This window comes from Singulisphaera rosea, from assembly GCF_054877945.1.
In genome coordinates this window covers 341,079-357,293 of record NZ_JBTYIP020000006.1, presented here as the reverse complement: position 1 = coordinate 357,293, position 16,215 = coordinate 341,079, and the positions used below count along the sequence as shown (strand labels likewise).

10 protein-coding genes are annotated in these 16,215 nt (G+C 62.6%); 6 read left to right on the top strand and 4 right to left on the bottom strand.

Annotated elements, in window-relative coordinates; all coding sequences use genetic code 11:
* Positions 1-651: 651 nt before the first annotated feature.
* Positions 652-798: a hypothetical protein gene (locus ACYOEI_RS14260; RefSeq protein ID WP_462850172.1), complete on the top strand. Its 147-nt coding sequence runs from the start codon at positions 652-654 to the stop codon at positions 796-798.
* Positions 799-1,162: 364 nt separating this feature from the next.
* Positions 1,163-1,480 carry a hypothetical protein gene (locus tag ACYOEI_RS14255; RefSeq protein ID WP_462850171.1) on the top strand — a complete coding sequence of 106 codons (318 nt, stop codon included), beginning with the start codon at positions 1,163-1,165 and terminating at the stop codon, positions 1,478-1,480.
* Positions 1,481-1,592: 112 nt separating this feature from the next.
* Here ACYOEI_RS14255 and ACYOEI_RS14250 read toward each other — a convergent pair whose 3' ends face one another.
* Both ACYOEI_RS14250 and ACYOEI_RS14245 read right to left on the bottom strand, forming a co-directional pair.
* Positions 1,593-2,099: a hypothetical protein gene (locus ACYOEI_RS14250; RefSeq protein WP_462850170.1), complete on the bottom strand. Its 507-nt coding sequence runs from the start codon at positions 2,097-2,099 to the stop codon at positions 1,593-1,595.
* 180 nt (positions 2,100-2,279) lie between these two features.
* On the bottom strand, positions 2,280-2,789 hold the full coding sequence (locus ACYOEI_RS14245; RefSeq protein WP_462850169.1) for a hypothetical protein: 510 nt from the start codon (positions 2,787-2,789) through the stop codon (positions 2,280-2,282).
* A 735-nt stretch (positions 2,790-3,524) separates the two neighbouring features.
* On the opposite strand from ACYOEI_RS14245, the gene ACYOEI_RS14240 reads away from it, so the two are divergent.
* Together ACYOEI_RS14240 and ACYOEI_RS14235 are read left to right on the top strand one after the other, a co-directional pair.
* Positions 3,525-4,682 (top strand): DUF1559 family PulG-like putative transporter, encoded by a 1,158-nt coding sequence (locus tag ACYOEI_RS14240; protein ID WP_462850168.1) that lies wholly within the window; start codon positions 3,525-3,527, stop codon positions 4,680-4,682.
* A 356-nt stretch (positions 4,683-5,038) separates the two neighbouring features.
* The gene (locus tag ACYOEI_RS14235; RefSeq protein WP_462850167.1) at positions 5,039-6,553 is read left to right on the top strand and encodes a sulfatase; all 1,515 of its coding nucleotides are present in this window, start codon (positions 5,039-5,041) and stop codon (positions 6,551-6,553) included.
* A 111-nt stretch (positions 6,554-6,664) separates the two neighbouring features.
* Here ACYOEI_RS14235 and ACYOEI_RS14230 read toward each other — a convergent pair whose 3' ends face one another.
* Together ACYOEI_RS14230 and ACYOEI_RS14225 are read right to left on the bottom strand one after the other, a co-directional pair.
* The gene (locus ACYOEI_RS14230; protein WP_462850166.1) at positions 6,665-10,279 is read right to left on the bottom strand and encodes a protein kinase domain-containing protein; all 3,615 of its coding nucleotides are present in this window, start codon (positions 10,277-10,279) and stop codon (positions 6,665-6,667) included.
* A gap of 146 nt (positions 10,280-10,425) precedes the next feature.
* A complete protein-coding gene (locus ACYOEI_RS14225; RefSeq protein ID WP_462850165.1) occupies positions 10,426-11,010 on the bottom strand; it encodes an RNA polymerase sigma factor in 585 nt (194 codons plus the stop codon).
* A gap of 968 nt (positions 11,011-11,978) precedes the next feature.
* On the opposite strand from ACYOEI_RS14225, the gene ACYOEI_RS14220 reads away from it, so the two are divergent.
* Complete coding sequence (locus ACYOEI_RS14220; RefSeq protein WP_462850164.1) at positions 11,979-14,438, top strand: serine/threonine-protein kinase; 2,460 nt, start codon at positions 11,979-11,981, stop codon at positions 14,436-14,438.
* A 248-nt stretch (positions 14,439-14,686) separates the two neighbouring features.
* Positions 14,687-15,895, top strand: coding sequence for an aldo/keto reductase (locus ACYOEI_RS14215; RefSeq protein WP_462850163.1), 1,209 nt, complete (start codon positions 14,687-14,689; stop codon positions 15,893-15,895).
* The last annotated feature ends 320 nt before the right edge of the window (positions 15,896-16,215 follow it).

Here is a 16,215-nt window from a genome sequence, read left to right as displayed (position 1 = left end):
AGGACTCTGACGGATCATAGGTCGCGGACCTGCAACGTCAAGAAATCCCAACCTTTCTCCTCCGGCCCACGTCGGTTGAAAGAATCGGCGTGACTGGTGACCATGGGTGTCGACGGACGGTCGACCCTGATTACGGCCGAGCGGAATACGAGACTTGGGGTAGGCTAGGTGCGGACCGATAGCGAATTCTGGCACCTCAGCAGAATTAAAGTAAGTCGCGAGGACGTTTTCATCAGTCTGGTCGTCGTCTGCCCAGAAGGTCGAGGTCGTTCGGCAGGCGCGACGGGAGCGGGTCGGTACTGGCCTGACGATAGGGCGAGCCGAGGAGTCATCGAGTCAGATGCATCAAGCCAGGCTTGTAATGTGGTAGCGTCGAGTGCCTCCGCGAAGCCCGCCGGCAAGTCCGCCTCCGGCGGCTTCGGATACGCACGTGAAGTAGCCACGATGTTTGCAGGGATTCCTTAGGTGTCGTCGAAGGGATGTTGATGGAACGCTATCTTCACATTGGGGGGCTAGTTGCCGAAGGCTTCGATCTCAGCGGTGACTTCCTGCTCGTCATCACCCACTCGGGGCGCGGCGTGTTCTCGACTCAGACCTTGGGAGCGCGTTGCTCGAAGCATTGAACTGGCATACCCTGAAGGCGGCATAGGTGTGGCTATCGGCCCCATCGAGGGCCAGGCCATCCCCGTCACCGAGATGAACTACGCGACCGGGGAGATGCTGGTCGTTGCCCCTGGTGGTCGCTTCGTCCTGGAATGCGAGAGTAGCGGCATCGGCGTCGCCGGGCCGGGCGCCTAACTTTGCGCTCCGGTGGATCCGGGTCGTCACGACGGTTTCTGGTACAATCGATGGTTGGTCGGGCGTGACGACACCCAAGTTTCCAGACACCAGACGGCAACTTAACATGGCCAACACCCGGCAAGCGTCTCTCGTAATTCTATTTGGAAGCCTAGCGGGATGTGGTGGCGAGGCGCCCTCTTCGATAACACCAGGCGACACGAGCCCACGAATTTCCTACTCTCATAAGGGTGGGGATGGCCGGGTAACGTCCTTGGCAAACCTCGATGACATGCCGATCTTTTTGAAAACTCTGGCGTCAGCTCGCAAGGTTGTTCTCTACTCGATCGATGGCACTCTGGATGACTCAGCCCGAGAGCGTCCGATGAAAGTCGAAACGTTCCACGGCTACCCAGTCCTCGGCAAGGTAGAAATCGCGTCTGCAGAACGCCGATCGGAGGTCATTCAAGCGCTGAGACGAAGTACGCAGGACCTCGACCACGGCTTTGCTCGTTGCTTCTGGCCGCGGCACGCGCTTCGGGCGGAAAGGGACGGAAAGGCCGTCGACTATGTCATCTGTTTTCAGTGCTCCTGGATCAAGGTCTTTCAGGGCGATGAGGTAACGGACATCGTTACGAACAAGGACCCACAGGAACTTCTCAATGGCTATCTGAAGGAGGCTGCAATCCCCATCGTCCCGTGACAGGATCGTGCGACCGAATACAGTGTATTCAGCGGACGAGGGCCACCTAACCACACGAAGCAGTTCCTCTCCGGCTAACGACCACTCTAATGAGGTTTGATTGGTTGGGCCTCTAATCGAGGTAGCTCCAACTCCGTCTCTCGAGGTTGTAAATTTTCCGGAGGTGCGGCGGAACAACCACCCAATAGAGCTTGGCCTCTCCAAAGTTGTGATATGCGAAGTGGCCTGCCATGCAATACTTCGCACGTGGGATAAATTTCATGTACTGAGGCACGAGTTCATCGAGCTTCTCGGGGAATCGGCCGTTAGCGGCATGATACTCCTCACAAGCCAATATGACTCGTCGAGAGTTCGACTCGGCGACTCCGAACTGAACGGCGCTGTTGGCCCACAAGAGCCCAAAGGTAAAGGCGGGAATTCCGATCCTCACCAGCGCAAGCCCCCAACCAGGGCGTTCGTTCGCGTTCTTCAGGAGACTGACAAGGAACCAAATCGGGCAGAAGACCGATGCCATAAGGTATGTTCCGAACATCGCCCCGTCCCAGGCCAACAGGACGGCTGCGGCGATTACGCTCCGCTTAATGCCACGAAAGAACGCTCTTACGCCAGCCGTCGGCACAGCCGTCTCCTTCCACCGCCGCACCAGCAATCTAACGCTAACGAGTATCCGTATCATTTGACGGTTCGCTTCTGCGTGGTTAGTGTTCCGAAGAACAGTCCAGGAGGCCCTTCCGATGACGATGGCGCGTGCTCATCTGGTGGATCCGACCGTCACCCGTTGGTATCACTGTGTCTCTCCCTACGTCTCTGGTCCTCCGGTCTCCTCCTGGTCCTCCTTCAAGCGTCTGGCAGTCCTTTGGCGACGTCGCTCCAGACGCCGATGCTTCCGCACAAGATAAGGCTCTTCGGTGAGCCACCTGTCTCGATCTTCGATGACTACGCTCTCACGGAAAGGGATATAGATCCGGTCCGCATTGAAATGCGGCCGCATAACCATCCAGAAGTCACCTTCTAGCAACTCATCAATCTCTTCCCTCTGCCATTCGCGGACACTTATCAAGTATTCAAAGGTCGCCAACTTTAGTCGACCATCGCGTTCCAGAACGAAAGTCGCCACATATCGACGCCAAAGTCCCGTGCAAAGCACCGATTCATTTGGTGGTGTCGGCTTTGCCGCGAATGCCGGGCCATCACCCCAACCATCTGACGGATCGCGTGGATCTCCGCGGATGACACCGTACAATCGCAAGCCGTCTGTATTGACTCTCGAATACAGGTTCATCAGTTTGTCAGAGATCTGGACAGTCATGTATCTTGCCTTCTTGCATCGGTTACTTTCAGGCTCAAGAGACTTCATCCAGGCCAACTCTATCATCTATGGCTCGCAACAAAAAGTCACAGCTATCGTGGCCATATCCAATTCCGAGTCGGTCTCTTTACGTCAATCGCCGCGTCCCACGCGCCTTCCTGTTGGGGACCCCGAACTAGGCCGCAAGGACCGGTCCGATCGATGCATCAAGGAACTCGCCAGATCTTCTCCGGCTCTACCGCCTCCTTCACCACCATGGATAATCGTATCTCTGCTCTCGCCCGCTAGGGCCCCGACGTCGCCGGAGATCCTCCAATGGGGACGTGGTGCGACGCTTGGGACGGCTCTTTCCGCCCCACGACCCATCATCCTGTCAACACCTGCCCACTTCCAAGGAGGTCCAAGCACTTGGTGCCCTCTGAGCCTCGCAAACTCTTGTCAGCGGAAAGCTTGTGAAATCATCCTCGTTGCATCTCCTCCGTCCCACTCTTCCACGTGGTCCCTCGCAGATTCTTCAGTAAACAGACCCTTTTCTTGATTAAATCGATCGACAAAGTCGATATCCATATTGACGGGAGAGTTCGACCCTGTAGAGAATGGGGCTGCGAGGAGAGGGCCGCCCGCCTCCACGCCTGGGTACTGCCGACTCGACAACGAGAGACATGTTGAGACGATCGCCGGGTTTTGCCGACCGCACTAGCCGGAGGCTCCCGGATTGGATTGGAGTCTTTCTCAATGTCGACGTTGCATCATGGCGGCAGGCCGAGGCCAGCCGCACCCTTCCGCCGCCGGCGCCGCGAGGGGTTCACGCTGATCGAGCTTTTGGTCGTGATCGCGATCATTGCGGTACTGATCGGGCTCTTACTGCCGGCGGTGCAGTCGGCGCGTGAAGCCGCGCGACGGATCCAATGCGTGAACAATCTGAAGCAGCTTGGTCTCGCCCTGCATAACTACAACTCGGCGTACGGCTCGTTTCCCATCGCCCAGTCCTGGGCGAAGACGACCCCGGGTGCCAACTACGGGGGCAACCCGTGGAGTGCCCATGCACAAGTCCTCGGCTACCTGGAGCAGCAGACGGTCTACAACGCGATCAACTTCAACTTCGCCCCGGCTCAAGCCCTGAACCTGGCGTACTGGACCAATTCCACGATTCTCTACACGCGATTGACCTCATTCATCTGCCCCTCCGACGGCCTCTCCCCCACGACCCTGACCAATATCCGAATGGACTTCGACTGCAACTACGTCGGCAGCACGGGGACGACCGTCGAGGCGGTTGGGGCGGTGAATCAAACGGTGTCGATCCGACAGTCGACGGGCCTCTTCCATTTTGACGACCCGATCCAGCACGGCTCCCGCGCCACCAACGCGGCGAGCGTGACCGACGGCACGTCCAACACCATCGCTTACTCCGAGCATCTGATCGGAGCCGTCGGGCCGGCGGTCACCGATACGCGCCGGGCGAGCTTCGGGGGCGTGCCCGAGGTCAGCGGCGTGGTCTCGGCCGACGCCAGCCCGCTTTACCCGCAGGTCGTCCAGGCCCTGGCGGCTTGCGGCGCGTACGCCCAGGCCAATGCGGGCACGACCGACGTACGGGTCGGAGCCAGTTACAGCGGAGCCACCTGGATGGCCGGCTACCTGGGCACAACGCTCTTCAACACGATCACCCCGCCCAACAGTCGGCAATACGCCTTCAACTCGTGCCAGGGAGACCCCCTGTTCACCTGGGGACTCGCGGGGTTTGTCAACTCGACGAGTAACCATCCGGGTGGCTCCAATTTCACCTTCGCCGATGGCAGCGTTCGCTTCATCAAGAGCACGGTCGACCTCCGGACCTACTGGGCCCTCGGCACCAGGGCCGGCGGCGAGGTGATTAGCGCCGACTCTTTTTGAAGGGCGATCCCAGCGGGGAACCGGGATGAATCCTGCCTGAACAGTCTGTCCCGAGAACCGTGCCCCGAAACCCGGGTTTTTCTGATGTACCGGGTTTCTATGGGATTGGCGACAACTTCTCGCGAAGGGATTTCGCCATCGAGCGGGTCAGAAACCCGGTTTTGAAGAATAACCGGGTTTCGGGACAGCGTCCCCAGCAGGCTCTGGAACCCGGTCCTTCTGGGCCGACTCGTCCATGCGTCTTGTCCGGTATAGGGGTAAGTGTGTGCGGACCCGGGATCGAAATCCCGTAGGATGGGTGGTCGCTCCTGACGCGCCCGCTCCCGGAGTCAGCCGCTATTCGGAGTCCTCGTTCGATGCGACGATGTTGGTCCTTGCTATTACTGCTATGCCTGTCGACGGCTCCCGCGGCCGGAGCGGATCAGCGACCGAACGTCCTGTTCCTCATCTCCGACGACCTCAACAACTTGCTCGGCTGTTACGGCGACCCGCTGGCGAAGACACCGAACCTCGACAGGCTCGCGGCCAGGAGCGTGCGGTTCGACCGCGCGTACTGTGCGTTCCCGCTGTGCGGGCCGAGCCGGAATTCAATGCTTACCGGGCTCTATCCCAACAGCACGGGCATCTTGACGAACGGGCAGGTCTTCCGGCAGACGATCCCGTCGCAACGAAGTTTGCCCCAGGCGTTCCGCAACGCCGGTTACTTCGCCGGGCGGATCGGCAAGCTCTTCCACTACAACGTCCCCATGTCGGTCGGCACGAACGGCCACGACGACCCCGGGAGCTGGGAGTTGGAGTTGAACCCGGCGGGTGTCGACCGGCTCGAGGAGGAGCCTCGGATCGTCTCACTGAGGCCCGGCGAGTTCGGGGCGACGCTCAGTTGGTACGCCTCGCCGAAGGGGGACCGCGACCACACCGACGGCCTCATGGCCGAGGACGCCGAATGGGTCCTCGAACGGTTCGCCCGGCGGAAGGATCGTCCGTTCTTCCTCGCCGTGGGCTTCTTCCGCCCGCACACGCCTTACGTCGCGCCGAAGGCGTACTTCGACCTCCATCCCGAGTCGACGATGCCCGTCGTCCAGGGAGTGAAAGAGGACCAGGCCGACATCCCCGCCCCTGCCCTCCTCAGCGCCAGGCGGGACAACAACCTCGATGACGCGAAGCGCCGTGAAGCCCGGCAAGGCTACAACGCCAGCATCAGCTTCATGGACGCCCAGGTTGGTCGCGTGATCGACGCACTGGATCGCCTCGGGCTCGCCGAGAACACGATCATCGTGTTCACCAGCGACCATGGCTATCACGTGGGCGAGCATGGGCTCTGGCAGAAGATGAGCTTGTTCGAGGAGAGTGCCCGCGTACCGCTCTTGATCGCCGCACCAGGCCTGGCGACCAAGGGCCGGGCCGCGAAGACTCCCGTCTCTCACGTCGATCTCTACCCGACCCTCGCGGAGTTGTGCGGCGTCGAGCACCCCACGAACCTCCAGGGCCAGAGCCTCGTGCCGATTCTCAAGGATCCCGACACCGTAGGGCGAGGCTCGGCTCTCACCCAGGTCTCGCGAGGCGGGGCCGGCCCGGGCGGAGGACAGGCTGGAGGCCAGCCCCCGAGCAGTCGCTACTTCGGCTACAGTCTCCGGACACCTCGATGGCGCTACACCGAATGGGACGAGGGGCGCAACGGCCGCGAGTTGTACGACCACGACGCCGACCCGCGCGAGCTGACGAATCTCGCCGAAAAGCCGGAGCACGCGACCACGGTTGAGACGCTCTCGCAGCAACTCCGCGCCGCCGTGAAGTCCACGTTCCCTCCCTCCGGCCGCACGCCCGAGATTCGCCCCGGGCCGTTGTGGTCGCCGAACCTGACGAATCCCTGAGCCCACCAAAACCAAGGAGCGCCGGCCGCGAGCCCCGGCGCTTCCCTTTCAGAATCTCCTCTTTCATGATTTATTTAAATAATCATAAAATAAACAATTTCGACAAAAAGGTTAGCGACCCATCGATCGAGTTTCATCCGTCTCGCCGGGCCGGGCCGCGGGCTGCCCGGTCTTGTCCGGATCGGTTGTCGGGAGTCGATACATCCTGATGACTCCGTCCCCCCCGGCCCAAACGGCATGCCGGCCGTCGGGGGTGAAGGTCCCGCGGGTCGGAGGCGAGTTCTTCCAGTTGATCCGACGGATCATCTTGCCGGACTCGACGTCCCAGAGGCGTAAATCTCGCCCTCGGTAGTCCGACGAGAGCAGCCGGCGGCCATCGGGCGAGGCGGCCACCCAGGTGACCTCGTCCGTGTGCCCGCGGAAGCACTTGAGCTCGGTTCCCGCCTCAAGATCCCAGAGCCGGATCGTCCGATCGTAACAGGCCGAGACGGCTCGGCGACCATCCGACAGGAAGGCCACATTGGCGATCACGGCCTGGTCCCCTTGGAATCGGCGAGATTCCTTGGTGCCGTTGAGGTCGGTGTCCCAGAGAATCAACGTCTTGTCACCGCCGGTGAGCAGCCGGTGGCCGTGGATGGAAACGTCCAGGCCGCCGACCCGGCCTTTGTGACCTCCCAACCCCCGGATTTGGTCCCCAGTCTCCAGGTCCCAGACCCGGACGACTGAGTCCGAGCCGTCGGTCCAGGGGTTCGGTCCACCACTCGTGGAATAGGCCAGCCGGCCATCGGGGCTGAAGGCCACGGCCAGGATCGCCTCGGCATGACCCGTGAACTTGCGGACCAGTTCACCCGAATCGAGGTCCCAGAGCCGGAGGAGATTGTCGCTGCCTCCGGAGAGGGCCCGACGGCCATCGGGCGAGATTGCAACGCCGTAGACTTGCCCGCCAAGCTCGCGGAAACGACGGATCGGTTGCGCGCTCTCTCGATCCCAGAGGATCATCGTATTGTCGAAGGAGCCGGACAGGATGCGTCGGCCGTCCGGGGAGACCACCACGGTTTCAACGACATCCTCATGGCCAAGGAAATGGGCAACCTCGAGGAGGGGAGGCTCTTGGCCGGGCGGCCGTCCCGGCGGTAACGCCCAGACGCGGGCCGTCTTGTCCGAGGAGCCGGAGACGGCACGTCGGCCGTCGGGCGCGAAGGAAACGTGCCAGGGATCACCGGTGTGTCCGTCGAAGCGCTCGATCTCCTCACCCGTCTCCAGGTCCCAGAGTCGCACCGCATGATCATGCTCGGTCCCGAACAAGGCGCGACGACCGTCGGGCGCGATGGCGACACGGGCACCGAAGTTATCCGCAACACCGCAGATCCGCCGGAGCTGCTGGCCTGTCTCCAAATCCCAGACGCCGATTGTCTCGTCCCAACTGGCCGTCAGCACTCGGCGGCTGTCCGGAAAGGCGGCAACGGCCATCACGCCGTGCCCATGCTTCATCTTTCGGACTTCCTCCCCGGTCTTCACGTTCCAGACGCGGATCGTGTGGTCGTCAACTCCTCCGGACACGAGCCAACGGCCGTCCGGGCAGAACGCAAAGGACCGAATCCCGCCGGAGTGCCCCCGGAACGTCATCGACTCCTCGCCCGTCTCCAGGTCGCAGTAGCGGATTGTGTCGCCATGGACGTAGGCCGCATGGTGTTCATCGGGCGCGAAGGCGACCTGGCCAAGACTGACCTCTGAGCGACGGACCCGCCGCGATTTTCCAGTCTCGACATCCCAGATCCGGAGGCTCTGGTCAGAAGAGGTCGTGAGCGCGACGCGGCCATCGCGCGAGAGCGCCAGGGCGTTCAACGGGGCTTGGCTCGTGAACTTGCGAGGGTTCTTCGGATCGGCCAGGTCGCCGAACCAGAGGGCGGGGTCCGTGCCTGGGAGCCATTGATTATCCTGCAGCTCGCCGGAAGTCGCGTAGAGCACGTGGCGGCCGTCGGGAACCAGAAACGGGAAATTGACGAAGTCATGCGGGCTTTCAAACCGGGCGATCTCGCCGACTTCCTCGGCGCCGGCGCCCGCGAGCAGGCCGGATTCCGGCCGCGGCTTCGGGGCCGACACCGGCGGTTCGCGCCGCACGGTGACGACCGTCTTTTCCCCTCGCTTGAGGGTAAATGCATCGGTCGAAAGTTTGAGACCATCGAGGCCGTCGACGAGCTCCAAGTCGTAGCGGCCCACCTTCAGCTCGATTCGGCCCTTGGTCTTGGGGTCGATGATCGCGACGTGCCGGCCGCCTTGCGTGACCATCACCGCGATGCCGGGATCATCGGACGCGATGATCAACTCGCCGGTTTCCGTCTGGATGCGGTAGGTGACCAGCGCCTGGAACGCTGCCCCCAGGATGGGCAGCATCGCCAGGACCACGGCGATCCAAAGCCAGGGCCACCGCGGGCTGGCGCCGGGAAGGGCTTCTTGCGTGGCCGTCGCCGCATTGCCCCGTATCTCGGCGAGCGGCGAGGGTGCCAGGGTCAGGGTGCTCGCATAGGCGTCCGCCGGTGATTCGCGGTCCATCGCGGCGGCTCGCGCCGCCTGGGCGTCGGCGAACGGAGCCAGCGCCACGGCCACCTCGTCCGGAGTCTGGAACCGTTGCCCAGGATCCTTGGCCATCATCCGCTCGACGGTCTGCGCGAGCTCCGGCGGCATGTCGTCGCGAACCTCAGTGAGCGGTCTCGCCGTCTTCTCCCCGTGGGCCACCAGCTTCTGGACAAGGCGACGTTGGGGGAAGGGCGGCTGACCAGCGAGGAGGAAATAGAGAGTGCAGCCAAGGCTGTAAATGTCGGCCCGGACGTCGGCGGAATGCGGGTCATCGATCTGCTCGGGGGCGATGTAGTCGGGCGAGCCCAGGATCATGCCCTCGACGGTCATCCCGGCTTGAGAACCGACCTCGCTGGCGAATCGGGCCAGGCCGAAATCGAGGATCTTGATCTGGCCGCGGGTCGTCCTCATCAGATTCTGCGGTTTGATGTCGCGGTGGACCATCCCGTCCTCGAAGGCGTGCCCAAGCCCGAGTGCAGCCTGGCGAGCGTACTCGGACGCCTCGCCGACCGGTAAAGGCCCGCGACGATCGACCATTCGAGCCAGGTCGATCCCCTCGACGAACTCCATAACCAGGATGTGCGTCTCCCCGGCTTGCTCGGCGTCATAGGCGGCCACGACGTTGGGGTGCGAGACCAGGCGTGCGGCCGCCCTGACCTCGCGGCGAAATCGCTCGACCAGCGCCTCATTGTCCAGCAGGTCGCCACGGATGACCTTGAGGGCGACTGGGCGGTCCATCAATTTGTGCTCGGCGCGGTAGACGACGCCCATCCCCCCCGCCCCCAGAGTGGCGACGACCCGATAGCGAGGATGGTCGCACAACTCCTTGGGGATCCCGGTCATCGACGGTTGGTCGTGAGAGGCGATAACGGGGGAGCGACCAAGCACGAACGACGACGGGACGTGAAAGCCCAGAGTCGGAGCGACTGTCAACCCTTCCGACGGATCGGGAACCGAGGCCGTCGTGGCGCCGCGGACTCGGAGCTTCGCGACCAGAGAGTCCTCCGGCTGGTCGCGAATCCAGAGGCAACACGAGTCGCATCCGGAAAGATGCTCCTCGATCTCGTTCATCTCCGGCTCATCGAGGCGGCCTTGCGCATAAGCCGAAAGGCGGTCGGCAGGCGGGTGCATCGACTTGACGTCCGGCATGAGAAGGGCTCCGTGCATCGGGAGAAGCAGCACACGCGAGCGATCCTGTCTTCAAGGCTGTGCCGACAGTCGGGGCGCGTGCCTCGCTCCGTCCTCCGATGAGAGAATGCGCGAGGGACCGCGATCCTTTCACGGTGGGAGAGAAATCAGTCGACGAACCCCTCGGCGTTGCGTCGCAAACAACTCAACACGCGAGACTTCGCGATCAAGACCGCGTTTATGGTCAGGCCCAATTCGGCCGCCGCGGTCTCGGCCGAGGCACCGTCGATCACCTGCATCCGAAAGGCACGCCAGGTGGTCGGTTGGAAGTCGGGTTCAATCAGGTCGAGCAAGCGTTGCAGGACGAACGCATCATGCTCTCGGTCCCAGCGCCGGCTCAGGTCGCTGGAGGGGTCTTCTAGCTGATCCAGCCACGGGTTGATGCCAGAGCCGACGGGCCCAGTAAGCTGAGGACGTCGAGATCGCAAGGACTGTCGGAGGCAGTTGACCGCAATCGTCCGCAGCCAGGCGCGGAACGCTCCCGTGCGCCCATTGTGCCGGAAACGAGATACCTCGCGGACGAGAACCTCGAGAACTTCCTGCGTGAGGTCGTCGACGTCCACGGCGGGGACCGCGAGGGCGCGGAGCCAGTTGCTTATCAAAGGGGAATAGACGTGAACGAGCCTCTGCCAAGCGACAAAGTCGGACCGATCTTGAAGGCGTTCCAGCAAGGTGGCTGAGGTTTCGGCCATTCGCCCTCTCGAGGTCTGAATCGCGATGGGACGGAAGCCGCGATCACGTCTTCCTGGCAGACTACCCGATCCAGGACACAAAAGACATACAATGCAATCTTGATCTTAAACCTTGACGTTACTAGGCCCATAAGAATCATTACTCAATCGATCCTTTGATGACCGTAGCGCGTACTCACCCGGTCGATCCCTGCTGGACCCCGACCCGGCCGGAGATGGTCCGATCGTGCGACCCTGGAGACGACTCTTCCCGCCCCGCGACTAATCTCGACAACCCCTGCCCGCCTCCGAGTGGGTCCAGGCACGGCTCAAGGACGCCGAATGAGTGGCGACCGCGCGACGACGACTTCAGAGCCTTCGTTGGTTCATGAAGTGCCCCATCGATGCGACGCTTGCGAGAACCCAGGTGGGCTCGTATCGTGGGATTCTCTCGAAATTCTCGCGTGCGCCGGGTCGTGGGTTTGTGTTGCAAACCCCATCACCCCGGAAAACGCCGGGGATTTCGAGCTTTATTGACAGCTCTTTTTCGCCAAGCCGCGCCAGGAACGCCCGTTCAAGAATTTGTTGAGCCGAATCTCTTTTTATAAAAACCGAGATTTCGCCCGATTGCCGGTTGAGGACTGTCGAGGCTTCTCGATATCGCTTACCGCCGGATTGACCCGATCATCGAGCATGTTGCCGCGGTTAGCGACTCCACGACCACTCCGCTCGACCGGGCGACGGCCGTCTGTGTGAGCTTTACTGCCGACTGGCAGAAGGGTCGTCCGGCGATCACGACCTACCTCACTCGGGTACCGGCCGGGGAACGGCCGACCTTGCTTCGGAACGTCCTGGAATTCGACATCCAGGCTCGTCGCCAGGCTCGGGGCGGTGCGAGAAGGCCTTTCTATTCGCATGTGAATCGTGCAGATGTTATCTTGGCGCCACTCGGCTCTTGACGACTTCTCTGCATCCGAGGGGGAAATCAAGTGATCGGTGTCGGCGCAACGCTCAACGAGCGGTTCGTCCTGGAAACGGAGCTTGGGCAAGGCGGTATGGGGACCGTCTACCGGGCCACCGACCGCGTGCTTGGACGAACGGTGGCGATCAAGCTGCTCAAGGATCGCGGCGACGAGGAAGTTGCCGAGAAACTCCGCCTCGAGGCCCAGATTCTCGCCCGGCTGGTTCACGACAAGATCGTGCGTCTGTATGACTTCGGCGAGTCGGAAGGGACCTGTTTCCTCGTCATGGAGGAAGTGGACGGGTCGGTCTTCGCTTCCCGTTGGCGATTCCTGCCGCTGGAGGATCGACTAAGGATTTGCGGACAGGTGGCCGAAGCGCTCGACTACGCGCACCGTCAGGGTGTGATCCATCGCGACGTCAAACCAGGGAACGTCTTGCTGACCCCGAGCGACGCGGCAAAGCTTTCCGACTTCGGTCTCTCCGTCGTCTTGAGCGAGGTCGGGGACGTGAGCGGGACGATCCGCGGCACCCCGAGCTATATGAGCCCGGAGCAGGCCCAGGGCAAATCCCTCGACCATCGCACCGACCTGTACTCCGTCGGTGTGATGCTCTACGAGTGCGCGACCGGTGCCGTGCCCTTCATGGGCCGCGTCATGTCTGTGATCGACCAGCACATCCACGCCATCCCTCCCGACCCTCGGCTCAAAAATCCCGAGATTTCGCCGACGCTGGAAGGCTTGATCCTCTCGCTCCTCGAGAAGAACCCCGGGAAACGGCCGGCCTCGGGAAGAATCACGGCGATTGCCATCGCCGACGAAGCCGAACGCGAGCGAGTTCGCAGGGTCGGACGAACGGGTCCCCGGTTCACTGGCCACTCGCCGCCTTCGCGTGAGTACGTCGTCGGTGACGGGACGCCTGAATTAACATCCACGAATGGCGCGGCGCGGGTTGAACCACGATTCGAGTCGTCAGAGACCAGCACGCCCGTCGTCGCGGGCGATACGCGACAGCACCCCGAGGATCCTTCCAGGCCCTCCAAGGGCGGACCCGAGAGGGCGAGCGAGGGATCGAGCCACCCGATTGCGCGTGAGATGTTCGCCGCGATGCTCGCGACTCCGGTCGTCGTCACGCCGGAGGAGCGATACCTTTGCGGGCACTATCTTGGATTCCTGTTGGGCGGCTCGCGGCGACGAGGGATGTTCAGCCGGCGCCGGCTCGACACCAGGAACGCGGACCGCGCGCGGCTACTCCTGGCGATGACCTGGCTGTCGGTCGTCGAACCGAACGAGGAAGCCATCAAGCGCGCCAGCCTGCTCCTCGAAGAGCGCCCTGACGTCCGCGCGGCGCTCAGCCCGGTCGTGGTCATGAAGTATCTGGCGAGCCGACGCAACCGCGCGAGGCTTAAGCGATTCCGCCAAGTTCGCAAGCAACTCCAGGAAGCCTGCCCCTATGCTCGCGAGCACATGCTCGACCACCGAGGCGTGCTCAACCCCGGCTTGATGCCTCGCACCATCGAGGATCTGGAAAGTATTGCCCCGTCTCGCGAACAGTTGGACGCCCATCGAGCATCGCTCTGGAACCGCCTGGCCGAGGTCTGGCGCAAGGATGACGACTTCCGAAAGGCGGTCCTCCACTACGCCACGGGGACAACGGAACTCGACGCGAAGAGCGCCGACCTTTGGCCCGAAGTCATCTACCCACTCATCGAGCGAGCCCACTGGCAGCGCAAGTTCCGACCGCGCTACGAGGCGCTTTGGGACTATGTGATCGGCAAGGTGCTCCACATCCCCTTGCGCGGCGTCCGTCTCGATCGGATGATGGTGATCGCGGTCCCGATCGACGTGGTGAAGCAGTTCGACGAGGACGTCTTCACGGTCGTCGACACCCCCTGGCTCGACGAGGACGACGGGGAGGGCCCCGCGGCCCATCGCCCGCCTCCGGGGCCGAAGCCGATTTACGTGGGAGGCGAGATCCCTCGGGAAGAACAGCCGGCCGAGGACGACGAGTTCGTCAAGGTGGCGATCCACCTCTCCCCGCCGGAACCGTTCCTCTTAAGCCAGAACTCCCTCCAGAATCTCTGGGACGCCGCGATCCAGGCACAGGCAAATGCCTCTCGCCCCTCCGCCGCACCCCACCGCCCCGTCCCGGTCGGACCTTACCAACTCGCCGTCGCTCCCATCGGCCAGAGCCGGAGGAGCGTTCGTTCGGTCTTGCAAGGATTGAGTCTGGGAAAGCAGATCGAAATTATTACTCCTTCACTTCTCCCCCGTCAGGCCTCGCGGAACGCCATCGCCATATGGCTCTACCAGGACGGGAGCGCGATGATCGTTTACCTCGACTTCCAGCACGAGGAACGGTTCATCCTCTGGCACGCGTCGAAAGGCCATCAGTTCAACTTCAAATATGTTGCGGAACTCAAACACATCCTGACCGCAGGGTGCCTGGAGATCCCCGTGCAACTCGACAAGGCCCTCGCCGCGAAGTGACTCACCGCTTTCAAGCCTCTCCAGACTCCGCTCAAGTCGCGTTTCGCGTCGTCCAAAGCGAGACGCACACGTCCTACGCCGCCTGGGGGAGCGGAGGGCGATTCCCGAACGCAGGTAAGAAACGGCCCGAGGCCGGCGGGAAGACGATGAAACCTGAGGCCGGATCGATTAGGATTGCGATTCCCTCTCCTTCGAAATCATGACGGTTTCTTGTCGGCTTCCGTATCCGGGCACGAGGAAAACAAGAGATGAACGAACCGCAAGCGAATCCCGTGGATCGTCGGTTGTTCCTCCAGGCGGGCATGGCGGCGACGGCGGCAACCGCCGGGCTGGCCGCCGGCGACGTGTCGGCGCAGGAACCGAAGGCGAGCCCGGGCAAGCCGGTATTGCCGACCCGCAAGCTGGGGAAGACGGGCGTCGACGTCACCCTGCTCAACCACGGGACGGTCGGCGAGCCCGCGGGGCTCAGCCGCCTGCTCCGCACGGCGTATGCGGAAGGGGTCCGCTACTTCGACACGGCCGAGGGGTACAAGAACTCCGAGAAGGTCATCGGCGACTGGCTCGCGGCCGTGCCCGAGGTCCGCAAGACGATCTTCCTGGCGACCAAGAGCCACGTGCGGACGCCGGCGGACATGCTCAAGAAGCTCGACCAGCGCCTCGCCAACCTCAAGACCGACTACATCGACCTCCTCTTCTTCCACGGCCTCGACACCGGACAGACCGACTGGCCCAAGAGCAAGGAGCTGAAGGAAGCGGCCGAGGCGCTCAAGAAGACGGGCAAGGTCAAGTTCGTCGGCTTCTCCACGCACGACACGATGATCGCCGAGCAGATCAAGAATGCCGCCGAAGGCGGGTTCATTGATGTGATCATGCTCAAGTACACGCCCTGGCTCGACAAGAACGCCCCGCTGAACAAGGCCCTCGACGCCTGCCACTCCAAGAACATCGGCCTGGTCTCGATGAAGCAACTCGGCGGGCAGATGGAGTTCACCGAGAAGCACGTCCCCTCGATCAAGGCGAAGAAGTTGACCCCCGCCCAGGGGCTGCTCCAGGCGATCTGGACCGACGAGCGGTTCTCGGCCTCCTGCGTGACCTTGCGGAACACCGACCAGATCCGCGAGAACGCCGACGCGGCCCGGCGGTTCGAGCCGCTGAAGCAGGCGGAGATCGACGAGCTCCGCGACGCCGTGCTCGCCTCGAACCCGACCATGTGCCCCGGCTGCGACGGCCGATGCTCCACCGCCGCCGGCACCAAGGCCCGCCTCGGCGACCTCGCCCGGTTCTACACCTACTACGACTCGCACGGGATGCGGAGCGTCGCCCGCGAGGAGTATGCCGGGCTCGCCGAAGAGGCTCGCGACTGGAAGGGTGCCGACCTCGAAGCCGCCCGCGAAGCCTGTCACCACAAGATCAACTTCGCGGCGATGCTCCCCGAAGTCGATCGCCTGCTGGGCTGAGCTCCTGTCCCGTTCCCCGGATTTTTGAAGAACTCTCGGGGGTCCAGGCCGGACATCGAATCCTCGTACCCCGGCACGCCTTGATTCGAGGTGTCGTGGCAGCCTTGGTTGTCTCCGAACAGACCTCCCCCCGGTAGAGTGGATGGTTGCGTCGCAGAGAGATCCCTGGTTTCAGCGGTGTCTCTGCGACGCAACCATCCACTCTACCGGGATCTGAATGAAGCGGTAGGCCATTCCCTCGAGCGGTGAGACATCGAGACCGAGCGATCCCACGTTCAACGACAGGCCCTCCCCCCCAAGCCGCTAATCCCCTCTCTTCT